The sequence below is a fragment of the Brevundimonas intermedia genome, assembly GCF_027922165.1.
Classification (GTDB): domain Bacteria; phylum Pseudomonadota; class Alphaproteobacteria; order Caulobacterales; family Caulobacteraceae; genus Brevundimonas; species Brevundimonas intermedia.
The window spans coordinates 153,975-178,465 of record NZ_BSFD01000011.1; the positions used below are offsets into that span (position 1 = coordinate 153,975).

A 24,491-nucleotide genomic window follows, 5' to 3' on the forward strand; every position below is an offset into this window, starting at 1 on the left:
AAGCGGCTGTGCGCCCCGGCGAGGGGCGTCGTTTAGGCGGGCTGACCCATCGCGTCAAGCGGCCTTTTCCGAGAAAGACCGACCATGCGGCACGATAGGCTGTGGAGAAGATCCGCCGGTCGCGTCCGCCCGCCGTATGCGCCGTGCCGACAGGGGGCGAGCGGCCATTGTTGCGGGCTCTCCAGGGCCAAGAGAGCGAGATATTTGGCTCGATTACCCGTTTAGCCTTCACAAAAAGCGAAAACGCCCGTCTAGGTTGCAAGGGGCGGGCTCTGGCCGTGTTTGCAAGGGTCGTCGGACAACCGCCCAGGGGGAGACGGAGGCCGGGGAGCGAGCCGTTCAGGCTTGGCGGTCTTCTTTACGGGAAGGGGAATGACGCCATGACCATCGTCCCGCTGTTTCCGGATTGGAATGCGGAGAGCGGCGAACAGGCGAATCCTGCTGAGCCTGTGGCCGGGGCCGCGCGTCCGTCCAGAGCCTATGGACCATCGCGACGTCCACCCTCGCCGGTGGATGTTCTGGCCAGGGCCGCGGGAGGAGGGCGTGGGCGATCCGTGACGCCTGCCGAGGTCATCGCGCGGTCCCTGGACCGCCGACCTTCGCTGGACCGTTTCTGGGCCGTTTGGATGGCGCATCAGACCGTTCTGCGGCAACGGAGCCTGCGCCTCAGCGGCGGCAATCGCGCCGACGCCGAGGACGCGCTGAGCGCGGCCATGGTCCGTGCCGCCCAGGCTTTCGACCGACAGCCGATCCAGAACCCAGGCGCCTGGCTGGTGCGAATCCTGCACAACACCTGCATGGACCAGCATCGCCAGAACGCCAGCCGTGTTCCGATCAAGATCGAGGACGACGATCTGCCGTCGCCGTCTGCAGCGGCCTGGGCTGCGGCTGAGCCCTCGCCGGAGGAGGTGCTGTCTCAACAGGAAAGCGACGCCGCCTGGGGGCGGGCGATGAAGGCCCTGCCGGCGAGCCTGGTCGAGCCGCTGAAGCTTCACCTGGACGACTGGAGCGACGAACAGATCGCCGCCCATCTGAACATCAGCCGCGAACTGGTCAGAAAGCGACGGCAGCTGGCCCGCAAACAGCTGCGGCTTCTGCTGGATATCTAGCCGAAGGTGAAGGCGAAGACCTGGGCGCCCGGATCGAGGAATTCGATCTCGAAGGTGCGTTCCCGCACCGGCCCGGATTGGCGCACCAGCTGATACAGGCGCTGTCCGTCGATGCGCCCCATCCCCTGGGCGTCGATGTCGGACCCGGCGGCGGCGCCCGGCGCCTGGCCGTCGATCAGGACGCGGAATCTCGGCGCCGCCTCGGCGGCGGGCGCCATCACAAGATGAAGATCGCGGGCCTTGAAGCGGAACGCGACCCGGCCGCCGGCGGCCGTCAGTTCGGCGTGTTCGCGGGTCACGCGCCAGGCGCCGGTCAGGCTCCAGTCGTTGAGGCCCAGGGGGCCGGCGGCATAGGTCTTGACCGCATCCCGGGCGAAGCCGCCGGGCGAACGGAAATTCTCGGCGCGGGCGTAGCCGACGTAGGTTTCGGGCGAGCCGAGCTGGTTCATGTCGGCGGCGGCCTCGGCGCCCTGGGCCTGAACCTGGACCACGTCCGCAGCGACGTCGGCGGCGCCCGCCTCCTTGAGCAGTTGCTGGATGACGCGTTCAGAGCCGTCGTAGTCGCCTTCGCCGAAATGGTGGTGGCGGATGCGGCCCTGGGCGTCGATGAAATAGTGGGCGGGCCAGTACTGGTTCTTGAAGGCGCGCCAGATGGCGAAGTCGTTGTCCATGGCGACCGGATAGTCGACGCCGAGGCGGCGGACGGCGTCGCGGACGTTGGTTTCGGACTTCTCGAAGGCGAATTCGGGCGTGTGGACGCCGATGACGACCAGGCCCTGATCCTTGTACTTCTCGGCCCAGGCGCGGACGTAGGGCAGGGCGCGCAGGCAGTTGATGCAGGAGTAGGTCCAGAAGTCGACGACCACGACCTTGCCGCGCAGCTGCTGCGGCGTCAGGGGCGGAGAGTTGATCCACGTCGTGGCGCCGGTAAATGCGGGCAACTGGCCCTCGACCGGCAGGTTGGCCAGGTCCGCCGGCGCAGCGTTCGTCGGCACGCCGCGACCGATACTGCCGAGCAGCGCCTGTTCCAGACGGCCGGTGCTTCCGGCTGAAATCCGGGTCAGCAGGCCCGTGTCCAGGCCCAGGCCGATGGCGGCCACGCCGATCAGCACCAAGGCGCCCAGGCCGCGCCGCACCCATTCGCCGACGCCCAGCGCGCCCTTCATGGCCTTGAACACCCGCCCGCCGACAAGAAGGGCCAAGGCCAGGGAGGTGGCGGCGCCCGCCGCATAGGCCAGCAGCAGAACGGTCGAGCCGACCCCAGCGCCTTGCAAGGCCGCGCCGGTCAGGATGACGCCCAGGATGGGGCCTGCGCAGGGCGCCCACAGCAGGCCGGTGGCCACACCCAGCAGTAAGGAGGCGCGGACGTCGCCTTGGTCGGCGGAGCGTCGCTCGACGCGATCGGTCAGCCAGGAGCCGGCCGCCGCGAAGGGACGCATCAATCGATCCCCGATGGAGGGTACGAGCAGGCTGAGGCCCAGGACGGCCATGACCGCGAGCGCGATCCAGCGGCCAACCTCATTGGCCCGCACAGCCCAGCCGCCGCCCAGGGCCGCCAGGGTCGCCACCCCGGCGAAGGTGACCGCCATGCCGACCAGCAGGGGCAGGCCGTTGCGCACGAACGGCCGGCCGGCGCGGGCGAAGACGAAGGGCAGGACGGGCAGGATACAGGGGCTGACGATGGTCAGGGCGCCGGCCAAATAGGAGAGCAGGAACAGGATCATGGAGACGGGCCTGACGGGATGGTGTCACTTAGATACGAAGCCGGACCGCGTTCGGTTACCTTTCGGCGCATTATCTCCCACAGATAGACGCCCTGTCTTGTGTCGAACGGGCTAGACTTCGCGCTTCCGATCCCCGATTCGCTGGCCCATGACGATCCACGCTCCGCCGCCGGAAGGCGGCCGTATCATTGACGAGCCTATGGAGACGGCCCTCAGCCGTCGCTATCTGGCCTACGCCCTGTCGACCATCACCAACCGCGCCCTTCCCGATGTTCGGGACGGGTTCAAGCCCGTGCACCGGCGCATCCTGTACGCCATGCACCAGATGCGGCTGAACCCGCAGGCGGCGGCGCGCAAATGCGCCAAGGTCGTCGGCGAGGTGATGGGCGGATACCACCCGCATGGCGACGCCTCGATCTATGAGGCCCTGGTGCGCCTGGCCCAGGACTTCGCCCAGCGCTATCCGCTGGTCGACGGTCAAGGGAACTTCGGCAATATCGACGGCGATAGCGCCGCAGCCATGCGCTATACCGAGTGCAAGCTGACGCCCGCCGCCGTGCTGCTGCTGGACGGGATCGATCAGGACTCGGTCGATTTCCGCGCCACCTACGACGATCAGGACGAGGAGCCGGTGGTTCTGCCGGCCGGTTTCCCCAACCTGCTGGCCAATGGCTCGTCCGGCATCGCCGTAGGCATGGCCACCTCGATCCCGCCGCACAATGTCGGCGAACTGATTGACGCCTGCCAGATGTTGCTGGACCGGCCCGAGACGACGACGGCCGAGCTGGTGCAACTGGTCCCCGGACCGGACTTCCCGACCGGCGGGGTCGCGGTGGAGGGCCATGCTTCGATCCTGGACGCCTATGAGACGGGCCGGGGCGGGGTGCGGCTGCGGGCGCGCTGGGAGACCGAGGATCTGGGACGCGGCGTGTGGCGGATCATAGTCACCGAGATGCCGTATCAGGTGCAGAAGTCGCGCCTGATCGAGGCGCTGGCGGACCTGATCGAGCACAAGAAGGCGCCCCTGCTGGGCGATGTGCGCGACGAGTCGGCCGAAGACATCCGCCTGATCCTGGAGCCCAAGAACCGCACCATCGAGCCTGAGATGCTGATGGAGAGCCTGTTCAAGCTGTCGGATCTGGAAGTTCGCTTCCCGATCAACATGAACGTGCTGGACGCCGACGGCACGCCGCGCGTCATGGGGCTGAAGGCCTGCCTGAGAGCCTTCCTGGATCACCGGCGCGAGGTGCTGAACCGCCGGTCGCAGTGGCGGATCGCGCGGGTCGAGAAGCGGCTGCACCTGCTGGAAGGCCTGCGCATCGTCTTCCTTAACCTGGACGAGGTGATCCGTATCGTCCGTGAGGAGGAACAGCCCAAGGCCGTCCTGATCGCGCGTTTCGGCCTGACCGAGGTCCAGGCTGACTTCATCCTCGACACCCGGCTGCGTCAGTTGGCGCGTCTGGAAGAGATGACGATCGAGAAGGAGTTCAAGGAACTGTCGGAGGAGCTGGCCAACCTGCAAGCCCTGACGTCTTCGGAAGGCAAGCAGTGGAAGGCGATCTCCAAGGAGCTGGAGGCCGTGCGCAAGGCGCTGATCTCGCCGCGTCGGACGACCATCGCCGACGCCGTCGACACCTCGGCCTTCGTCGCGCCCGAAGCCTTCATTCCGCGCGAGGCGATCACCGTCATCCTGTCGGAGCGCGGCTGGATCCGCGCCGCCAAGGGCAAGGTCGAGGATCCGTCGGAGCTGAAGTTCAAGGAAGGCGACCAGCTGGCCTATCTGGTGCCGGCCTATACGACCGACAAGCTGCTGGTGGGGGCGTCGGACGGGCGGATCTTCACCATCGGGGCCGACAAGCTGGCGTCCGGTCGCGGGCATGGCGAGCCGCTGCGCCTGATGATCGATCTGGATGAGAAGGCCGAGATCATCAATGTCCTGGCCCACCAGCCGGGCGGGAAACTGCTGATCGCGTCCAAGGCCGGCTATGGCTTTATCGCGCCGGAAGACGACACCCTGGCCCAGAAGCGGGGCGGCAAACAGGTGCTGAATGGCGACATGCTGGCCATGCTTCGCATCCCGCAGACGCCGACGGCCGATCACGTCGCGACCATAGGCGAGAATATCAAGACCCTGATCTTCCCGCTGGACGAACTGCCCGAGATGGGGCGCGGCAAGGGGGTGCGTCTGCAAGGCTTCAAACAGGGCGGCCTGGCCGACGTGACCGTGTTCAACGCCGAACAGGGGCCGGAATGGGCCGACGGCGGCGGGCGTCGTCGCAACTGGCCCGACTGGAAGGACTGGCTGGGCAAGCGCGCCGGGGCCGGGCGTCAGGGGCCGCGAGGCTTGCGGAAGTTTCGTTGACGAAGGCGGCGGACCGATCTGGTCCGCCGACGGTCGACATCAACAGTCGAAGTAGACGTATTCGATATAGGCTCCGAGCTGCAGGGGCTCGTGATATGTGCTGCCGTCGCAGTTCTGACCAGAGATTGCGACGAGCTGGCGCGGCTCGAATTCCTGATTGTAGTGGTAGGCGACATGCCCCTGTTCCACCGGTCCGTGGCCTGGCCAGTTCTGGGATGATGCGACGCTGCTGCCCGCAGCGAGGATCAATGCCGTGAAAGTCGCCAATCTTGAGATTTTCATCGCCTTCTCCACATCGTGCGCCTGATTGCGCTTCACAACAGAGAGCCTTCTGTGGAAGCGAGTCAATCTTCGGTAGTTGCGGCGAGCTGTCACGGTTGCGGTTTCAGCGTCAGTCCTCCAGCCGAGACCAGCCCAGCTTGCCCAGCACCTCCATCGGGCGGAAGTCGGCCTTGTAGTCCATCTTCTCCGAGCCCCGGACCCAGTAGCCGAGATAGACGTAGGGCAGGCCGACCTGGGCCGCCTGGCGGATGTGATCCAAGATGGCGAACCGGCCCAGGCTGCGGCGGTCCAGGCGGGGGTCGTAGAAGCTGTAGACCATCGAAAGACCGTCCTTAAGCAGGTCGGTCAGGGTGACGGCGACCAGGTCGCCGGGGCCGCCGTCGTCGGAGGCCAGACGATATTCGATCAGGTGGGTGCGAACGGCGGTGTCCTCGACCATGGCGACATAGTCGAGCCAGCCCATGTCGCTCATGCCGCCGGTCGGGTGGCGGGTGGTCAGGTAGCGGCGCAACAGCTGGAACTGTTCGGTCGTGGCCTCGGCCTCGACCAGATCGCGCGACAGGTCGGCGTTACGGGCCAGGACCTTGCGCTGCGACCGGCTGAAGGCGAACTCGGGCACGGGCAGGCGGACCGAGACGCAGGCGTCGCAGGCCTCGCAGGCCGGGCGATAGGCGATGTTCTGGCTGCGGCGGAAGCCGGCCAGGGTCAGTTCGTCATTGACGTGGGCGCCGTCGGAGAAGGGCAGGTTGGCGAAGACCTTGCGTTCTGTTTTGCCCGGCAGATAGGGACACGGCGCGACCGAGGTCATGAAGAACCGGAGTTGTCGTGTCGGAACGTGCTGGGTCACGGCTCTATGTCCGCACCTGAACGGGCCAAAAATGCGACGGTCGAAGGCTCATGCCTGGATTTGCCGTCATTGACGGCTCGGCCGCAAGCGCCTGGGCGCCACAGCCGTCCACGATCACAGCGAGGTGTCCATCGGCAGGACCGGCGCCTCGCGCAACAGGACGATGGCGATGCGGCGATTGCCTTGCAGGGTGGGGTCGTCGGGGTAGAGGGGGTCCGAACCCGCCTTGCCGGCGACGGAATAGACGCGGTCGGGGTCCACGCCGGCGTTCTGGAGCACCAGTCGCGAGCCGTTGGCGCGTTCCGAGGACAGGGTCCAGTCGGCGGGGGCGCTGGCGCGGTTGGAGCCGGGCGTGGCGCTGGTGTGGCCGGTGATGGAGATGCGGTTCGGCAGTTGGTTGATCACCTTGGCCACGGCGCGCAACAGGACCTGGGCCCGCGCGTTCGGTCGGGCCGAGTTGTTGTCGAACATGGAACGGCCTTCCTGATCGACCAACTGGATGCGCAATCCTTCGGGCGTCTGGTCGACGATCAGCTGCTTCGACAGCTCCGCCAGTTCCGGCATCGACTGCATGGCCTGGCGCAGGGATTCGGCGGCGCTGGCGAATTCCGCCGCCTCACGCTTCTGGATTTCAGCCTGGAGCGCAGCCTCGCTCGCGCTAGAAAGATCGGTGCTGGCGCCCGGATTGCTGGCGTCGGCAGGGGCCTCTGGCGCGAGTTGTTCGATCACGGACTGCGAGCCGGAGCTCTTGGGACCGTCGTCGCCCAGGGCGGTGCCGCCCAGAATGCCGCCGGATCCAGATGTGGTCTCAGACACGCTTGCCGGGGCGAAATAGTCGGCGATTCCTCGCTTTTGCTCCGGGTCCGTCGTGTTGATCAGCCACATCAGGAGGAAGAAGGCCATCATGGCGGTCACGAAGTCGGCATAGGCCACCTTCCAGGCGCCGCCGTGGTGGCCGCCGCCGGACACCTTCTTGACCTTCTTGATGAGGATCGGACGATCGCTCACAGACATGGACGCACCCCGGGAATTTCCTGTCCCAATGTGGGGCGCCAAGGTTAACCGCGCGTTGATCCGAGGCGAGCGGCTTGAACGCCCGCCCGACGCGGCCTAGTCCGGGCTGAACCAAGGAGCCTGTCATGAAGATCGCATTCGCCGGCCTGGGCGTCATGGGCGCCCCGATGGCGCGCCACCTGATGCAGGCCGGCCATGATGTCGTCGGCTTCAACCGCACGACCGCAAAGGCGCAGGTCTGGGCGGATGCGACGGGCGGGCGGTTCGGCGAGACTGTCGCCCAGGCGGTCCAAGACGTTGAACTGTTCATCCTTTGCGTGGGCAATGACGAGGATGTGCGGTCGGTTGTGACCGAGGCTCTACCGTATTTGGCCGAGGGGGCGGTGATCGTCGATCACACCACGACGTCAGCCAAGCTGGCGCGCGAGATGGCCGAACTGGCGGCGGAGCAGGGACGGGCATTCGTCGACGCCCCGGTGTCCGGCGGTCAGGCCGGGGCCGAGAACGGCCAGCTCAGCGTCATGGCCGGGGGCGACCCCGAGGCCCTGGCCAGGGCGGAGCCGGCGCTGAAGGCCTATTCCAAGGCGATCAAGCATATGGGGCCGGCGGGATCGGGGCAGTTGACCAAGATGGTCAATCAGATCGCCATCGCCGGCGTGGTCCAGGGTCTGGCCGAGGCTGTGCATTTCGCCCAGGTCGCGGGCCTGGATACGGACGCCGCCTTTGACGCCGTGTCCAAGGGGGCGGCCCAGAGCTGGCAGATGGACAATCGCTGGAAGACCGCGGCCAAGGGCGAGTTCGAATTCGGCTTTGCGGTCGACTGGATGCGCAAGGATCTCGGGCTGGTGCTGGACGAGGCGCGGTCGAATGGGGCGCGTCTGGCCCTGACGGCCCTGGTCGATCAGTTCTATGCCGAGGTGCAGGCCATGGGCGGCAATCGCTGGGACACCTCCAGCCTGGCGGCGCGGCTGCAGTCGCGGGACTGACGGGCTAAAGCCGTCGATACATGACGTGCAGGCCGACCAGACTGTGTGCGGGGTGGTCGAAGGCTTCGGGGATGGTGCAGAGGATTTCGAAGCCCAGCGATTTCCATAGCGCCACCGCGATGGCGTTGGTCTCAACCACGGCGTTGAACTGCATGGACCGGAAGCCGGCGTCGCGGGCGAATTCTAGCGCCGCTTCGCCCAGGCGCCGGGCGACGCCACGGCCGCGCGCCTGGGGGGCGACCATGAAGCTGCCGTTGGCGACGTGGGCGCCGTTGCCGGGACGGTTCGGGACGATCTTGGCGGCGCCGATAACCCGGCCGTCCTCGACGGCGACGAGGACGCCGCCGGGCGGGGGCGGCGTCCAGAGAGCCCGGGCGACTGTCTCGCTCATGTCGAGCGGATAGGCGTAGCTGTCGCCGGCGCGGGTCACGCCTTCGATGATCGGCCAGAGGTCCGGCCAATCACCGTCGGTCGCCAGGCGGATTTCGGGGATGGAAATCAGGCGGCCTCCCATCCCTTCTCGGCGGCCCAGACGGCGAAGGCGTAGTCGTGGGCGACCTCCTTCAGATAGTCGAACCGGCCTGCGGCGCCGCCGTGACCGGCTTCCATATTGATTTTCAGCAGCACCGGCTTGCCCGAAGTGGTCGCGGGCCGCAGCTTGGCGACCCACTTCTCGGGCTCCCAATAGGTGACGCGGGGGTCGGACAGGCCGCCGGTCGCCAGGACGGCGGGATAGGCCTTGGGGCCGACCTGATCATAGGGGCTGTAGCTCATCATATAGTCGTAGGCCTCCGGATCCTCGATCGGATTGCCCCACTCGGGCCATTCCGGCGGCGTCAGCGGCAGGGAGGTGTCGCTCATGGTGTTGATTACATCGACGAAGGGCACCTGGCCGATGACGCCGGCCCACAGGTCGGGCCGCATATTGTTGACGGCGCCCATCAACAGACCGCCGGCCGAGCCGCCCTGGGCGACGATGTTTCCGGCGGCGACGTATTTGCCTGCGATCAGGTGTTCGGCGGCGGCGATGAAGTCAGTGAAGGTGTTCTTCTTCGTCATCCGACGGGCGTCCAGGAACCAGCCCCAGCCCTTGTCCGAGCCGCCCCGGATGTGGGCGATGGCGTAGATCCAGCCGCGATCCACCAGCGACAACCGGTTGGTCGAGAAGCTGGCGGGCATGGGAATGCCGTAGGAGCCGTAGCCATACAGCAGCAGGGGCGCTGAACCATCGACAGGCGTGGATTTGCGACGCAGCACCGTAACCGGCACCAACTGCCCGTCCGAAGCCGGGGCGTTCAGCCGTTCGACGACATAGTCCGCGATATTGTGGCCGGACGGAATCTGCTGGGTCTTGCGCAGGGTCCGCTCGCGGGTCGCCATGTCGTAGTCGAAGGTCTGGGTCGGGGTGGACGGCGAGTTGTAGCTGTAGCGGGTGGTCGTGGTTTCGAACTCGGAGGCGCCGGACAGCGACAGGGCGAAGGCGGGTTCATCGACGGCGATCTCGTGCTCGGCGCCGGCGCGGTCGCGGATGATGATCCGGGTATTGGCGTCGGCGCGCTCCTGGCGGGCCAGGTGGTCCTGGGTCAGGTCCAGACCTTCGATATATCGGCCGGGCGTGTGCGGCACGAGATCGGTCCAGTGGGCCTTGGACGGGGTCGCGCTGGGCGCCTGGACGATCTTGAAGTCGATGGCGTCGTCGGCGTTGGTGCGGATCACCCAGCGGTCGCCCCAGTGATCGACGTCGTAGCGGATGGCCACTACCCGAGGCTCCAGCACCGCCGGCGTCGCGGTCGGGGTAGAGGCGGGGATGTAGCGGGCCTCGGACGTCTCCTGGTTCTGGATGCTGATGACGATGAACTGGTCGTCGGCGGTGCGGCCGACGCCGATGAACATGCCGTCGTCTTCTTCCTCATAGACCAGGGTGGTCTCGCCGCCGCGTGCGGGGCGGCGGAAAATCTTGTCCGGCCGGCCGTTGTCGTCGCGGTTGGTCCAGAAGATCCACTGGCTGTCGGGCGAGAAGGTGAAGTCGCCGTTCGAATTCTCGATGGGGTCGGGCAGGACGGCGCCGGTGGCGAGATCCTTCAGATAGATCTTGTGCACCTCAGAGCCTTGGGCGTCTTCAGCATAGGCGAACAGGCTGTGGTCGGGGCTGTGAGAAGCGGCCGAGACCTCGGAATAGGCCTTGCCCTCGGCCAGTTCGTTGGCGTCCAGAAGCAGTTGGGGCGTGGGGGCCATGACGAAGTTTTTCGTCACCGGCTGACCGTTCACCATCCATGTGCCCTGACGTTCGACCCGCATGTAACGGGGATGCTGGTCGCCCGTGCGGTACTCGACGAAATAATTCCAATCGCCGTCGGCGGCGGGAACGGAGCTGTCGTCCTCCTTGATGCGGCCGCGCATCTCCGCGAACATCGCTTCCTGCAGCGGGACGGTGGAAGCCATCATGGCTTCGCGATAGGCGTTTTCGGCGGTCAGATGCTCCTTGACCTCGGCCTTGATCAGGCTCGGATCCTTCAGCACGGCCTGCCAGTTGTCGTCCTTCATCCAGTGATAGTCGTCGGTGCGCGTGCGACCCAGTTGCTCGATGACGACGGGGATTTTCTTGGCGACAGGGGGGTGAGGCATCGAGGTTCCGGCGGATTTGGCGGGCGTTGCGAAAGCGGGGGTAAGGGCGGGGGAGGCCGTCGCGACCGCGGTCGCGGCCGTGGAAAGGATCAACTGGCGACGGTTCATAAGCTCGGCCCCTTTTATTCGGATGACCGGACCTTGTGCGTGGCCTATGGCCGACGTCAAATGAAGAAAAGCGGGGGAAGTGCTTTCCATTGATGTTCGACCTTCAGACTCAGCCGACGCCATTTATCGAGGCGGCGCAGACCGAACGGCGTCCTGCGTGGGACCTGACGGTGTCCTTGATCAACGCGACGGTGCAGATCGACCAGCCGACCGGAGACGGAACGCGGACGGTCGGGACCGGTTTTCTGCTGAACGCGCCCCGGCCGGACGGCACGCCGCGCATCGTGCTGGTGACGGCGGACCATGTTCTGAGCCGAATGCCTGACGCCGAGGCGCGGATCGGCTGGCGCACCGAACTGCCTGACGGCGGATGGCGGTTCGATCCCCAGCCTCTGACGATCCGCGATGCGGCGTCCGATCCACTGTGGACCAAGCCGGAAGACCGTGATGTGGCGGTGATGGAGATCGCCGCGCCTGAGGCCTTCGCCCGCGCCGCCATCCCGATGGCCTGGCTGGCCGACAAGGACACTTTCGATGCAGCTGAGGTCGGGCCGGGCGACGACATGCTGTCGTTGGGCTTTCCGCGCGGCCTGTCGGCGAATCGGGCCGGGTTCCCGATCCTGCGGGTGGGGCGGATCGCCTCCTGGCCGCTGACGCCGATCAGCGCCTTTCCGACCTTCCTGCTCGATTTCGCCGTCTTCCCGGGCAACTCGGGCGGGCCGGTTTTCTGGACCCCTACAGTGCAGCGACAGGCGGATGTGGAGACACCGATCCATCCCTATGTCGCCGGTGTGCTGACCCAGGAGGTCATCGTGCAGGAAGAGCGTCTGGGCATCGGCGTTGTGGTCCACGCCGACTATATCCGTGAGGCGGTGGCCCTGCTGGATCAGAAGGCGGCGCCGGNTCGCTCGCCGCCTCAGCCGGTCAGGGCTTCGGCCGTCAGGCGTTGCAACAGATCGCCGCCCTGGCCCACGGCCGCCAGGCGGCTGGAGACATGGCCCAGAACATTGGCGGCATAGACCTCATAGAGGTCCAGCTTGCCTTGCAGCCAGACCGGATCGCCGTCGCCGGCGTCCAGCCGCGCCTTGGCCGCCAGGGCACCCTTGGCCAGCATCCAGCCGCCGACCACGTCGCCCATCAGTTTGAGATAGGCGTCGGCGGCCGCCAGAACATCGGCGGCGCCGTCGGCGTCGGCCTTGCGGTCCAGCAGCCACAGGGTGGCGTCCTGCACCGCCTCGATCCCCGTGGCGAACCGTTCGAGCGGCTTGCCTGAATACAGGGCGCCCAGGTCAGCCAGGGTCGCCTTCATGTCGGCGATCACGGCCTTGGCCGCCTCGCCGCCGTCCATCGACAGCTTGCGCCCGACCAGGTCCATCGCCTGGATGCCGTTGGTGCCCTCATAGATCGGGGCGATGCGGGCGTCGCGATAGTATTGGGCGGCGCCAGTCTCCTCGATGAAGCCCATGCCGCCGTGTATCTGAATGCCCAGCGAGGCCACCTCGCAGCCGACGTCGGTGGACCAGGCCTTGGCGATGGGGGTGAACAGGTCCTCGCGGGCCTTCCAGCGACGACGATCCTCGTCGGTTCCGGCATGGCGGGCCATGTCGGCGGCGACTCCGGTCGACAGGCAGATGGCGCGGGCGGCCGAGGTCTTGGCCTTCATCACGCCCAGCATGCGCCGCACATCGGGATGGTCGAAGATCGGAGCATTGGCCTCGCCGGTCCAGACCGAACGGCCCTGGCGACGGTCCAGCGCATAGGCCAGGGCATGCTGATAGGCGCGCTCGGCGATGCCCACGCCCTCGACCCCGACGGCGAGGCGGGCGGCGTTCATCATCACGAACATATGGGCCAGGCCCTCGTTCGGACGACCGACCAGTTCGGCGCGGGCGCCTTCGTAGCTCATGACGCAGGTGGGGGAGGCGTGGATGCCCAGCTTGTGTTCGATTCCGACCGGTCGGAAGGCGTTGCGCTCGCCCAGGCTTCCGTCGTCCTTGACGGCGAATTTGGGCGTCAGGAACAGGCTGATGCCCTTGGGGCCGGCAGGCGCGTCGGGCAGGCGAGCGAGCACCAGATGGATGATGTTGTCGGTGGCGTCGTGATCGCCCCAGGTGATGTAGATCTTCTGGCCGTTCAGGGCATAGGTGCCGTCGCCGTTCGGCGTCGCCGTGCTGATCAGAGAGCCCAGGTCCGACCCGGCGCCCGGCTCGGTCAGCACCATGGCCCCGGTCCATTCGCCGCTGACCAGCTTGGTCAGGTACCGGGCTTTTTGGTCCTCGGTTCCGACCTGGTCGAGCGCCTCGATAGCGGCGAGCGAGAGCATGGGGCAGAGGCCGAAGGCCATATTGGCCGAGTGGACCGTCTCGAAGGCCGCGAGCTCCAGCGCCTTGGGCAGGGCCTGGCCCCCGACCTCGGCGGGCGCGGACAGGCCGGTCCAGCCGCCGGCGGCGAACTGGCGATAGGCGTCGGCGAATCCAGGCGCGGCGGTGACGGCGCCGTTCGCATAATGAGAGCCTTGCTGATCGCCGATACGGTTCAGAGGGGCGAGCACTTCTTCGGAGAACTGGCCGGCCGCCTCCAGCACGGCGCCCGCGACGTCGGAATCATAGTCGGGGAAGGCGCCGGTTGCGGAGACGTCGGCCATGCCGGCGATCGCCTCAAGGGTGAAAGCCAGGTCACGGACGGGGGCGCGGTAGCTCATGGGTTTCCTCGATCTGTCTTCAGGCCTAAGTGCATCTTCGTCGCCCAATCTCGCAAGCGACTTGGCGCAGGGGCTTTCGTCAGGGCACACTGGCGCCCTGCCGCCACGGAAGGGAAGTCATGGCCGAGCCTCGTAATCGCTATTCGACGGTGTCGCTGGCGCTGCACTGGATTATCGCCCTGGGCGTTCTGGCCCAGGTGCTGCTGATCACCGCCCATGAGAACACTGAAGGGCCGCTGTCGGGCCAATTCGTCATGCTGCACAAGTCGGTGGGGATCACCATCCTGGTCCTGACCCTGGCGCGAATCGGCTGGCGGCTGGCGCATCCGGCCATCCCCCTGCCGGTCGAGGCGCCGCGCTGGGAAAGGTGGACGGCGCGGGCCGTCCATGTGCTGTTCTATGTCGTCCTGATCGCCATGCCGATGACCGGCTGGCTGGCGTCCTCGGCCGCCGGGCGCGAGATCGCCTGGTTCGGCCTGTTCGACTGGCCGCTGCTGCCGGTCAGCGGCGGACGCGAGACGGCGGGGCGTTTCATGGACATGCATGAGCTGGTGATGAAGGGGCTGTACGTCCTGATCGCGCTTCATGTGCTGGGTGCGCTGAAGCATCAATTCATCAATCGCGACAATGTGCTTCATCGGATGATCCCGCTGATTCCGCGCCGGCCATGAGCCTGCGGGGCGGCGACACGCCTGAACAGGCCGCAGACGCGTTGCGGCGGGGCGAACTGATCCTGCTGCCGACCGAGACCGTCTATGGGCTGGGCGCGGACGCCGGTCAGGCGGAGGCTGTGGCGGCCATCTTTGAAGCCAAGGGAAGGCCGCGCTTCAATCCGTTGATTTCCCATGTCGCGGACGCCATGGCGGCGGAAGCGATCGGCGTGTTCGACAGCCAGGCGCGGGCTCTGGCCGAGGCCTTCTGGCCGGGTCCGCTGACCCTGGTGACGCCGGTGCGGGATCGGGATCGGGTCTGCGATCTGGCGCGGGCCGGATTGGACAGTGTGGCCATCCGGGTTCCGGGTCATGCCGGGGCGAGAGCCGTGCTGTCGGCCTTCGGCGGCCCCGTCGTGGCGCCCTCGGCCAATCGGTCGGGGCGGCCCAGCCCGACGACCTTCGCCGACGCCGTCGAGGAGACGGGGTTCGCCGCTGCGGCGGCCGTGGACGGCGGGCCGTGCGCGGTGGGGCTGGAGAGCACGGTCGTGTCGGTACTGGAGCGGCGGGTGTCGCTGCTGCGGCCGGGCGCCGTGACCCGCACCGAGATCGAGGCCGTGGTCGGGTCGCTGACGGACGGCGGGGAGGGGCATCGGTCGCCGGGGCGGCTGGCCGTCCACTATGCGCCGGACGCCCCGGTGCGGATCGACGTGATCGAGCCACGCAAGGGCGAGGTCCTGCTGGGTTTCGGGGCCGGCGTAGGGGATCCGCGCTGGAGCCTGAGTCCGTCCGGCGATCTGCGAGAAGCGGCCGCCAACCTGTTCCGATTGTTCAGGGAAGCCGATCGGACGCATCCTGCGGGCATCGCCGTGTCGCCGATCCCGACGCAAGGGCTGGGCGAGGCGATCAATGACCGGCTGCGGCGCGCCGCCGGTTTTGTGGGCTAGGGCGAAATCCACCTCAGCCGAACCGGGCCTGGAGATCGACGCTGGACTGACGCCCGACGCTGGGCAGGCAGGTGGTCAGCCAGTCGTCTGCGGCGGCGCGGCCGCGGCTCTTGAGATCGTTGAGGAAGCTCCATTCGGTGTTGAACTTGGATCGCAACGACAGGTCCGACAGCCAGCCGTCCGCTTCGATGGCGTGGAGGCGGACCTGACGATAGGCGCCGGCGCCGTGTTTCAGCTGGCCCTCGGCGATCATCTCGGCGGCCATGGCGATGGCGCGCAGTTCGGCGATCAGGGGGGCGTTGAAGACGATCTCGTTCAACCGATCGACGATGTCGCCGGCGGCGCGGGGCGTTTCCTCGCGGACCATGGGGTTCAGGGTGACCAGCAGGACGTCGTCGGGGGTGTCGTCGCCGGTCAGGGGCCACAGGGGCGGGTTGGTCAGATAGCCGCCGTCCCAATAGGGTTCGCCGTCGATCTCGACCGCCTGGAACAGGTGGGGCAGGCAGGCCGAGGCCATCAGGACGTCGGCGGTGATTTCGCCGGTCTCGAAGACGCGGGCCCGCGCCTGGCGGACGGCGGTGGCGGCGACGAACAGCTTGATGTCGGACGCTTGAACCGCGCCGAAGTCGACCGCCGCCTTCAGCACCCGTTTCAGAGGATTGTGGTTCAGGGGGTTGAATTCGTAGGGGCTCATGGACAGGGCCAGGCTTTCCCCGGCGCGCCACAGGGGCGTGTCCTTGATCCAGTCGGGAGCCTGGGCCGGATTCCACAGGGCGCTGTCGCCGAAGACGTTGCGGCCGCCCGACTGGTTGACCTCGCGCCAGAGCTTGTCGAGGGCGGCGCGGGCGTCGCCGGCGGCGAGACCCGAGACCAGGGCGGTCCCGTTCATGGCGCCGGCCGAGACGCCCGAGACGGCGCGGACGTCGGCCCGGTCGTCTTCGAGCAGCCGGTCGAGGACGCCCCACTGGAAGGCGCCGTGGGAGCCGCCGCCTTGCAGGGCCAGGGACAGGGGGCGTCGCCCCGAGGGGACGGCGACGATGTCCGCCGGTTCGGCGGCCTTGCGTTTGAAGATCGCCATGCCGCCGCTCCCTAGGTCATTGGTCTATTGCGCGGTCCAGCCGCCGTCGATGGAGAAGCTGGCGCCGTTTGCCGAGGCGCCCAGGTCGCTGACCAGATAGAGGAAGAGGCCCGCCAGCTGGTCGGTGGTCACGAACTGTTTGGTCGGCTGGGCCGCCAGGATCACGTCCTTCAGCACCTGTTCCTTGGTCAGGCCGCGGGTGCGGGCCTGGTCGGCGATCTGTTTCTCGACGATGGGGGTCTCGACGAAGCCGGGGCAGATGGCGTTGCAGGTGATATTGTCCTGGGCCAGTTCCAGGGCGACGGTCTTGGTGAAACCGACGACGCCGTGTTTGGCCGCGACATAGGCCGACTTGAACGGGCTGGCGACCAGGCCGTGGGCCGAGGCCATGTTGATGATCCGCCCGCGCCCCTGGGCCTTCATGATCGGGATGGCCGCCCGCGTGGCGTAGAAGGCCGAGGACAGGTTGATGGCGATGATCTGCTCCCACTTGTCGGTGGGGAATTTCTCGACGGATTCGACGTGCTGGATGCCGGCGTTGTTGACCAGAATGTCGAGCCGGCCGAACTCGTGCTTGGCGAAGGCCACCATGTCGGCGATCTCTTCGCCGCGCGTCATGTTCGCGGCGTGATAGCGGACCCGGCCGCTGGACGAGGCCTCAAGCCCGGCGCGGGTGCGTTCGATCTCGGCCGGATCGCCCAGGCCGTTCAGCACCACATCGCCGCCGCGCGCCGCCACCGCCCGCGCCAGAGCCAGGCCTATGCCTGAGGTCGAGCCCGAGATGACGGCGACCTGACCCTTGAGGTCGCCGATGTCCCTGAACGCCGGCGCATCGCCGTGGGCGGCGGCGTTCTTCGATGATTTCGACCAGTTGAACATGGATCCGCCCTTTGGTGCTTTGGCGTCAGACTAGCGGCAGGAACGGTCGGGGATCAAGAATTTCCCGACCTGATGAATATCCACTCGTTTTCGGTCGAGGCGGCCTTGTCGAACTTGTAGCCGTCGCGGTCGAAAGCCTTGAGATCCTCGACCCGTTCCACCCGTTCGTCGATGGCGAACCGGGTCATGGCGCCGCGAGCCTTCTTGGCGAAGAAGGAGATGATGCGGCTCTCGCCGTTCTTCTGTTCGCGGAACTGGGGGGTGACGACCGGCAGTTTCAGGGCCTTGGCGTCGACGGCGCCGAAATATTCCTGGCTGGCCAGATTGACGAGGGTCGGGTCGGCGTGACCGTCGGCGTCGGCGTTCAGCTGTTTCGAGATCCGGTCGCCCCAGAAGTCGTACAGGCTGGAGCCACGGCGGGTCTTGAGCCGCGTGCCCATCTCCAGCCGATAGGGCTGGATCCGGTCCAGCGGGCGCAAGAGGCCGTAGAAGCCGGACAGGATGCGCAGCCGGTCCTGGGCGAAGGCGAGGGCCTTGGCGTCCAGTTCACGCGCCTTCAGGCCCTCATAGACGTCGCCGGCGAAGGCGAAGGCGGCCTGGACGCCGTCGGTCGATTCGGGGTCGAAGGCCTTGAACCGTTCGACATTCAGGGTGGCGAGATCGTCGGAAATCCCCATCAGGCGACGCAGATCGGCCTTGGTCTGGCGACGGGCGGTCGTGGACAGGCTGGCGGTGTCCTCCCGGAAGCGGCGTTCCGTGCCGGGGATGGCCGGGTCGGCTTCGGTGAAGTCGAGCCGCTTGGCGGGAGAAAGAACGATCAGCAAGAGGCGGCTCCTTGTCAGCGCCGCTCACATAGGCCGCTTCGGCGAGGATTTGAACCGGGTGCGGCGATGCAGGCGTGCGGGATCGTCTTCGCGCTTTCGCTGCGAAGTGTGGAGGGCAGGACGGAGCGCCGGGCCTCGCCCGGGATGGATTAGTGTTTACCGTTTCGACGAAGACAGACGCTCCGCGCGCAGGGTGTTTCTGCCGGCCGGGGATATTGAAGCGGCAGTTGTGATGCCTCTTCCCCAAGGCCTGCGTCAGGTCGGCGATCCCTGCGAAGGACCGTCCCGAGTGCGACCGGGTTCCTAACCCCGAGTCCTCCGCCGACGTTTCTGCGCGGGATGAGCCCACCGATGCACCGTCATGCGGCGCGGGGGGATCCCACCCCCGCCCCTGATCCCTACACTCCCGCCGCCGCAAGGTCGCAGGCCTTACGAGCCCTCCTAGCGACGAGACCGGGGAGGAGTATGCGGGGGGTTTGAGGGGTGGTTAGAAGAGGGGGGCGAGATTTTGGGAAAGTGTTGGAATTGTTGGGGGCGAGGCAGCGTCATTGTGCGCGGTGCGGCGTCAAAGAGCCCCTCCGTCTCGCCGCTGCGCGTCGATCCACCTCCCCACTGCGTGGGGAGGAGACAGATGTCTGTGCGTCTCCTCCCCGCTTTGCGGGGAGGGGGACCGCCGCGCCTCTTGCGCGGTGGTGGAGGGGCTCTTAGCCGCGAACTCCCTCTCTCGTCCCGAGCCTAAAAGCACGTTGTGATGACCGGCTCATCGTCTGACACCGAGTCACCCCCTCCTGGCGCGCGCTGCCGCATTCTCCTCCCCGTTCGCCTTCGCGAACGGGGAGGTGAATGCGGCTGGTTTAGAACAGCACCGCCGGGTTCATGATCCGCTTGGGGTCGATGGCGCGGCGGAGGGCGGCCATGGTTTCGATCTCAAGGGGGGATTTGTAGCGTTTGACCTCTTCGGTCTTCAGCCGGCCCAACCCGTGTTCGGCTGAGATGGAGCCGTCATAGGTTCCGACCACGTCGTGAACCACTTGCGAGCCTTCCTTCCAGCGACCGATGAAGGCGGGGATGTCCTGACCTACGCCGGGCAGGATGTCGTAGTGCAGATTGCCGTCGCCGACATGACCGAAGACCGAGATGCGGGCGCCGGGGTGGAAGCGTTCCACGGCGGCCGAGGCTTCGTCGATAAATTCGGCGATGCGGCTGATGGGGACGGAGACGTCGTGTTTCCAGCCGCCGCCCTCGGGCTTGAGGGCCGCGGAATGTTCTTCGCGCAGACGCCAGAAGGCGGCGCGCTGGGCGTCGTTCTGGGCGATGGCGGCGTCGGTGATCAGGCCTTGCTCGAAGGCGACTTCCAGCAGGGCCTCCATCTGGGACTCGGCGCCGCCGGGCGTGCCGGACGCGATCTCGATCAGGACGTACCAGTCGGGGGTCGAGTCCAGCGGCTCGCGGGTGTCGGGGATGTTCTTGAGCACCAGCTCCATGCCCAGCCGCTTCATCAGCTCGAAGGCCTCGACCCCGCCGCCGGTCTCGGCCTTGGCGCGGGCCAGAAGTTCGACCGAGGCGGCGGCCGTCTCCAGGCCGACGACGGCGACGGCGCGCGAACGCATGATGGGGAAGAGTTTCAGGGTCGCGGCGGTGACGACCCCCAGCGTGCCCTCGGCGCCGATCAGCAGCTGTTTCAGGTCGTAGCCGGTGTTGTCCTTGCGCAGGCGCTTCAGGCCCCGGAAGATCTCGCCGTTGGGCATGACCGCCTCAAGGCCCAGCACGAGGTCGCGCATCATGCCGTAGCGGAGCACCTGGGTGCCGCCGGCGTTGGTCGATATGACGCCGCCGATGGTGGCCGACCCCTCGGCCGCCAGGCTGAGCGGGAAATAGCGTCCGGCGGCCGTGGCCGCCTGCTGCGCCTCCAGCAGGGTCAGGCCGGCCTCGACGGTCATGGCGTCGTCCAGGGGGGTGACGTCGCGGACGGCGCGCATCTTGCGGGTGGACAGCAGGACCTCGCCGAAGGGGATCTGGCCGCCGACCAGGCCGGTGCCGCCGCCCTGGGGCGTGATGGCCACGCCTTCGCGGGCGCAGATCGTCACGGCCCTGGCCGTTTCCTCGGTCGAGCGCGGGGTCAGGAGGATCGGCGTATTGCCGGTCCAGCGGTTGCGCCATTCGGTTAGGGACGGGGCGATGACCTCGGGGTCCTGGGTCCAGCCGCCGGGACCGAGGGCGGCCTTCAGTTCGTCCAGAACGGCGGGAGAGGGGGCGGGCGTGCTCATGGGCCCCCTTTTGTCAGGCGGGACGGGGCGTGGGAAGGCGTTTTCGCCCATCCGAGGCCGTCATCCTCGCCCTGGAACGACGGGAATACACCGACACTGGCAAACGCGGTCGGGGCGCCCGACAGCGGACCTACTGATCGTCTGCGAGGGGTGGTTAGCCGACCTTCTCTAACTCGGAACCGATACGGTCGAGGGTGGCCTTGGCCGTCGATCTATCGACGCCGATCCGCGTCTGGAACTCCCATTCAGCCAAAGCGGCTGGACCATGACAGACTTCATTGAGAGCGTTGTTGATCGCCAACAAATCATCCGCTGTCAGTTCAACGGCAACCCGATAGTCAGCCGACACGATTAAGCCCCTTCGACAGCGATCTACCGCCCTAGCATCGCTGTGACACTCGAAGTCCGCAATGGGTCGAGAACCGAAATTGACCCGCCGCCGGAAAGCCGACCTTCAGATCGAGACTGCCAGCCATTGTCGGTCCCGGTGAACGCCCGCCCTTGTGGCGAGAATCCATACGCCCGGTTTTATGGGGCAGCGCTCACTGTCGAAGACCGGGGGTATGGATCCTCGGGACAAGCCCGAGGATGACGGATCATGAGGGTGATGACGGATTGTAGAGGAATGACGCGGGCTTAGAGGGAGGAGTGGACCTCAGACGTCCAGGTCTTCCTTCACGAACTGGGCGTTTTCCTGGATGAACTGGAAGCGGGCGTCGGCGCGCTTGCCCATCAGGCGTTCGACCAAATCCTCGACGCTGGTTTCGGCGTCGGGGACAGTGATCCGGGCCAGGGTGCGCTTCTTCGGGTCCATGGTGGTCTCCTTCAGCTGGGAGGCCATCATTTCGCCCAGGCCCTTGAACCGGCCGATCTCGGTCTTCTTGCCCTTGAAGACGGTGGCCAGCAGTTCGTCGCGGTGGGCGTCGTCGCGGGCGTATTCGCTCAGGGGGCCGGCCGAGATCCGATAGAGCGGCGGCAGGGCCATGAAGACCCGGCCCTGGCGGATGGTCTCGGGCATGACGCGGTAGAAGAAGGTGATCAGCAGGGCCGCGATGTGGGCGCCGTCCACGTCGGCGTCGGTCATGATGACGATCCGCTCGTAGCGCAGGTCGTCTATATTGAACCGGTTGCCGGGCTGGACGCCCAGGGCCAGGGCCAGGTCGGACAGTTCGATGTTCTGGCGCAGCTTGTCGGCGGTGGCCGATGCGACGTTCAGGATCTTGCCGCGCAGGGGCAGGATGGCCTGGGTCGTGCGGTCGCGGGCCTGTTTGGCCGAGCCGCCGGCCGAATCGCCTTCGACGATGAAGAGTTCGGTGCCCTGGGCCGACTGGCGGCTGCAGTCCGACAGCTTGCCCGGCAGGCGCAGCTTGCGGGTGGCGGCGGCGCGCTGGACTTCCTTGTCCTTGCGGCGGCGCAGGCGGTCCTCGGCGCGATCGACGACGAAGCCGAGCAGGGCGTTGGCCTGTTTGGGGCTCTCGGTCAGCCAGTGGTCCAGCGGGTCGCGGAGCAGCTGCTCCACCAGCCTGGCGCCCTCGGGCGAGGACAGGCGGTCCTTGGTCTGGCCCTGGAACTCGGGATTGCGGATGAAGACGCTGATCAGGGCGCCGGCGTTGGCCGTGACGTCCTCGGCCGTGATGATGGCGGCGCGTTTCTCATTGGTCAGTTCGCCGTAGGATTTCAGACCCTTGACCAGGGCGGCGCGGAAGCCGGCCTCATGGGTGCCGCCGTCGGGGGTGGAGACGGTGTTGCAATAGGACTGGATGAAGCCGTCGGCCTCGCCGAAGCCGATCGGCGACCAGGTGACGGCCCATTCGAAGGCGCCCGCCTCGCCCTGACGCTCGGCGCGGCCGGCGAAGGTGGGGGTGACGGTCTCCAGCTCGCCGATCCGGTCGGTCAGGGCGTCGGCCAGACCGCCGGGGAAGTGGAGCAGGGCCTGGGTCGGGGTGGCGTCGGTGATCCGCTCGGGCGCGCAGGTCCATTTGATTTCGACGCCGCGGAACAGATAGGCCTTGGAGCGGGCCATGCGGAACAAGCGGGCCGGCTTGAAGGCCGCGCCCATGCCGAAGATCTCGTCGTCCGGCTTGAAGCGGATCAGGGTGCCGCGCTTTTTGGACGGTTGAACCTGCTGGATCGGGCCCAGGACGGCGCCGCGCGAGAAGGACTGTTTCCACTCGAAGCCGTCGCGCCAGACTGTGACGTCCAGATGTTCCGACAGGGCGTTGACCACCGAGACGCCGACGCCGTGCAGGCCGCCCGAGGTCTCATAGGCCTTGCCCGAGAATTTGCCGCCCGAGTGGAGGACGGTCATGACCACCTCCAGCGCCGACTTGCCGGGGTGTTTGGGGTGGGGATCGACCGGGATGCCCCGGCCGTCGTCACGGACCGACAGATAGCCGTCGGCGTCCAGATCGACGGTGATCAGTTTGGCGTGGCGGGCCACGGCCTCGTCCATCGCATTGTCGAGGACTTCGGCGAACAGGTGGTGCAGGGCGCGTTCATCGGTGCCGCCGATATACATGCCGGGGCGTTTGCGGACGGGCTCGAGCCCTTCCAGCACCTCGATGGAGGAGGCGGAATAGGCGTTCTGGGCGCCCGCAGTCGGCGCTGTCGGGGCTGCGGCGACGGGCGTCGGGCCAGGCGCTGGGGCGGGCGCAGGGGCGGGCGCGGCCTGGGGCGGGGTCACCGCGACAGGTTTGGGAGCCTCGGGCTTGGGAGCGTCGGGCGTGTCGTCAAAAGCGAAGAGGTCTGCGGCCATTCACATAGTCTGAGGCGATTCGGAGCCGGTTCTGGTAGGCCCGTGTCGCCGGTCGAGCAAGCGGCGGTCGCACCGGAAGCGGGTCGAAGGTCACAGAGCGGGCCAGAATCGCCAGCATCAGGATCCACGGCAGGTTGGCGTGGGTCAGAAGGACGCTCTCGGACAGGCTGAGGGCGAAGAAAACCGACAGATAGCCGAGGCTCCAGAATCCCTCGCGGGCGCCCATGCCGTTGAGGCGGACCAGGATCAGGATGGCCGAGACGGCCATGAGGGTTCCGACCGCGACCGCGCCGGGCCAGCCCAGTTGGACCAGCAGATCGATCCAGCCGTTGTGGGCGCTGGGGACGGGCCACTGGGTTTCGAGCCGAATCTCGCGCGCCGGGATGGAGTCCTTGCCCCAGAAGGCGCTGAAGCCGTAGCCGGTCCAGGGACGGTCGGCGACCTTGCGCATCAGGGCGTCCCAGATCAGGGTCCGGCCGGTCAGGGAGGGGTCCTTGCCCAGGGCCTCGAGGATGGCGGCGGAATCGGTGTTCCAGACCCAGGCGCCGACGGCGGCGCTGACGACGCCGAGCCAGACGGCCGCGACGGTGACGGCCGCGCCCCCCTGTTTCAGCGTCCACCAGCCCCCGACCATGCCGACGCCCAGCATCCAGCACAGCAGCGAGGTCTTGGACTGGGTGGCCACGACCAGGAGGGTGGTCAGGGCGAAGGCGAGCAGGGGGACCCAGGGCTTGCGCCCATTCCGGGCCAGATGATCGGCGGCCAGGCAGGCGGCGGCGGAGACGGCGCCGACCACCATGACCAGGCCCATCTGGTTCTTCTCGTACCAGAGGCCGCGCCACAGGCCGGCGTTGTCGGCCTGGTGGACCCCGATGCGCGGGAAGGCGAAGACCATGATCAGACTGCCGACCGCCATGACCAGACCGGTGTGCATCAGGACGCGCGGCAGGGCGGCGCCCCGGAAGACGGCGCCCAGATAGACGGCGAAGGCGCTGTTGATCGCCAGGGCGAGGACACGCCGGTCGGTGACGCCGGGATCGATGGACCAGTATTGCGAGACATAGGCCAGGCCGACCAGACCGCCGACCATCAGCCAGGCGGGCCAGGCGCGGACCACCTTCTCGAAGCGGAACAGGATCAGGCCCAAGGTGACGGCGTAGACCGGCAGCCAGATCAGGCGGAGCACAGGATTCTCACCCTGGTCCGGAGCGATGACGGGGGCGATCAGGGCTCCGGTCAGCATGAAGACGACGAAACCCGCCGCCCACTGTTCCCACGGGGGCGGGGCGTCCGACTCATCGAACTGGACGGGCGAGGCGTGCACGGGCGGACT

The 24,491-nt window shown here is 67.2% G+C and carries 20 protein-coding genes; 6 read left to right on the top strand and 14 right to left on the bottom strand.

Annotation, left to right across the window (positions count from 1 at the left end):
- Positions 1-554 precede the first annotated feature (554 nt).
- Positions 555-1,109, top strand: a complete 555-nt coding sequence (locus tag PKE72_RS14360; RefSeq protein ID WP_271166057.1) for an RNA polymerase sigma factor — start codon at positions 555-557, stop codon at positions 1,107-1,109.
- Here the strand turns inward: PKE72_RS14360 and PKE72_RS14365 are convergent.
- Positions 1,106-2,833: a cytochrome c biogenesis protein DipZ gene (locus tag PKE72_RS14365; protein WP_271166058.1), complete on the bottom strand. Its 1,728-nt coding sequence runs from the start codon at positions 2,831-2,833 to the stop codon at positions 1,106-1,108. The two genes, PKE72_RS14360 and PKE72_RS14365, sit on opposite strands and share 4 nt — an antisense overlap.
- 148 nt (positions 2,834-2,981) lie before the next feature.
- On the opposite strand from PKE72_RS14365, the gene parC reads away from it, so the two are divergent.
- A complete protein-coding gene (parC, locus tag PKE72_RS14370) occupies positions 2,982-5,195 on the top strand; it encodes a DNA topoisomerase IV subunit A (RefSeq protein ID WP_271166059.1) in 2,214 nt (737 codons plus the stop codon).
- 39 nt (positions 5,196-5,234) lie between these two features.
- Here parC and PKE72_RS14375 read toward each other — a convergent pair whose 3' ends face one another.
- The 3 genes from PKE72_RS14375 to PKE72_RS14385 form a co-directional block, all read right to left on the bottom strand.
- Positions 5,235-5,513, bottom strand: coding sequence for a hypothetical protein (locus tag PKE72_RS14375; protein ID WP_271166060.1), 279 nt, complete (start codon positions 5,511-5,513; stop codon positions 5,235-5,237).
- A 73-nt stretch (positions 5,514-5,586) separates the two neighbouring features.
- Entirely contained in the window at positions 5,587-6,324 is a 738-nt protein-coding gene (locus PKE72_RS14380) for an arginyltransferase (protein ID WP_271166061.1), read from the bottom strand.
- A gap of 114 nt (positions 6,325-6,438) precedes the next feature.
- A complete protein-coding gene (locus PKE72_RS14385; RefSeq protein ID WP_271166062.1) occupies positions 6,439-7,338 on the bottom strand; it encodes a flagellar motor protein MotB in 900 nt (299 codons plus the stop codon).
- A 125-nt stretch (positions 7,339-7,463) separates the two neighbouring features.
- On the opposite strand from PKE72_RS14385, the gene PKE72_RS14390 reads away from it, so the two are divergent.
- Positions 7,464-8,324 (top strand): NAD(P)-dependent oxidoreductase, encoded by an 861-nt coding sequence (locus PKE72_RS14390; protein WP_271166063.1) that lies wholly within the window; start codon positions 7,464-7,466, stop codon positions 8,322-8,324.
- A 4-nt stretch (positions 8,325-8,328) separates the two neighbouring features.
- Here PKE72_RS14390 and PKE72_RS14395 read toward each other — a convergent pair whose 3' ends face one another.
- Together PKE72_RS14395 and PKE72_RS14400 are read right to left on the bottom strand one after the other, a co-directional pair.
- Entirely contained in the window at positions 8,329-8,838 is a 510-nt protein-coding gene (locus PKE72_RS14395) for a GNAT family N-acetyltransferase (protein WP_271166064.1), read from the bottom strand.
- On the bottom strand, positions 8,823-11,057 hold the full coding sequence (locus PKE72_RS14400; protein WP_271166065.1) for a S9 family peptidase: 2,235 nt from the start codon (positions 11,055-11,057) through the stop codon (positions 8,823-8,825). The genes PKE72_RS14395 and PKE72_RS14400 overlap by 16 nt, the downstream gene beginning before the upstream one ends.
- Before the next feature lie 92 nt (positions 11,058-11,149).
- On the opposite strand from PKE72_RS14400, the gene PKE72_RS14405 reads away from it, so the two are divergent.
- Positions 11,150-12,076: a trypsin-like serine peptidase gene (locus PKE72_RS14405; RefSeq protein WP_271166066.1), complete on the top strand. Its 927-nt coding sequence runs from the start codon at positions 11,150-11,152 to the stop codon at positions 12,074-12,076.
- On the opposite strand, the gene PKE72_RS14410 is transcribed toward PKE72_RS14405, so the two are convergent.
- A complete protein-coding gene (locus PKE72_RS14410; protein WP_271166067.1) occupies positions 11,974-13,758 on the bottom strand; it encodes an acyl-CoA dehydrogenase in 1,785 nt (594 codons plus the stop codon). The two genes, PKE72_RS14405 and PKE72_RS14410, sit on opposite strands and share 103 nt — an antisense overlap.
- 119 nt (positions 13,759-13,877) lie before the next feature.
- On the opposite strand from PKE72_RS14410, the gene PKE72_RS14415 reads away from it, so the two are divergent.
- Both PKE72_RS14415 and PKE72_RS14420 read left to right on the top strand, forming a co-directional pair.
- Entirely contained in the window at positions 13,878-14,429 is a 552-nt protein-coding gene (locus tag PKE72_RS14415) for a cytochrome b (RefSeq protein WP_271166068.1), read from the top strand.
- Complete coding sequence (locus tag PKE72_RS14420) at positions 14,426-15,355, top strand: L-threonylcarbamoyladenylate synthase (RefSeq protein ID WP_271166069.1); 930 nt, start codon at positions 14,426-14,428, stop codon at positions 15,353-15,355. The genes PKE72_RS14415 and PKE72_RS14420 overlap by 4 nt, the downstream gene beginning before the upstream one ends.
- A 13-nt stretch (positions 15,356-15,368) precedes the next feature.
- Here PKE72_RS14420 and PKE72_RS14425 read toward each other — a convergent pair whose 3' ends face one another.
- From PKE72_RS14425 to PKE72_RS14455, 7 genes are all read right to left on the bottom strand, one after another.
- Positions 15,369-16,433, bottom strand: a complete 1,065-nt coding sequence (locus PKE72_RS14425) for a patatin-like phospholipase family protein (RefSeq protein WP_271166070.1) — start codon at positions 16,431-16,433, stop codon at positions 15,369-15,371.
- A gap of 24 nt (positions 16,434-16,457) precedes the next feature.
- A complete protein-coding gene (locus PKE72_RS14430) occupies positions 16,458-17,312 on the bottom strand; it encodes a 3-hydroxybutyrate dehydrogenase (protein WP_271166071.1) in 855 nt (284 codons plus the stop codon).
- Positions 17,313-17,365: 53 nt separating this feature from the next.
- A complete protein-coding gene (gene yaaA, locus PKE72_RS14435) occupies positions 17,366-18,136 on the bottom strand; it encodes a peroxide stress protein YaaA (RefSeq protein WP_271166072.1) in 771 nt (256 codons plus the stop codon).
- An 854-nt stretch (positions 18,137-18,990) separates the two neighbouring features.
- The gene (locus PKE72_RS14440) at positions 18,991-20,403 is read right to left on the bottom strand and encodes an FAD-binding oxidoreductase (RefSeq protein WP_271166073.1); all 1,413 of its coding nucleotides are present in this window, start codon (positions 20,401-20,403) and stop codon (positions 18,991-18,993) included.
- A 154-nt stretch (positions 20,404-20,557) separates the two neighbouring features.
- On the bottom strand, positions 20,558-20,752 hold the full coding sequence (locus PKE72_RS14445; RefSeq protein ID WP_271166074.1) for a hypothetical protein: 195 nt from the start codon (positions 20,750-20,752) through the stop codon (positions 20,558-20,560).
- 306 nt (positions 20,753-21,058) lie between these two features.
- Positions 21,059-23,158 carry a DNA topoisomerase IV subunit B gene (parE, locus tag PKE72_RS14450; protein WP_271166075.1) on the bottom strand — a complete coding sequence of 700 codons (2,100 nt, stop codon included), beginning with the start codon at positions 23,156-23,158 and terminating at the stop codon, positions 21,059-21,061.
- Entirely contained in the window at positions 23,133-24,482 is a 1,350-nt protein-coding gene (locus tag PKE72_RS14455; protein WP_271166076.1) for an O-antigen ligase family protein, read from the bottom strand. The genes parE and PKE72_RS14455 overlap by 26 nt, the downstream gene beginning before the upstream one ends.
- Between the last annotated feature and the right edge of the window lie 9 nt (positions 24,483-24,491).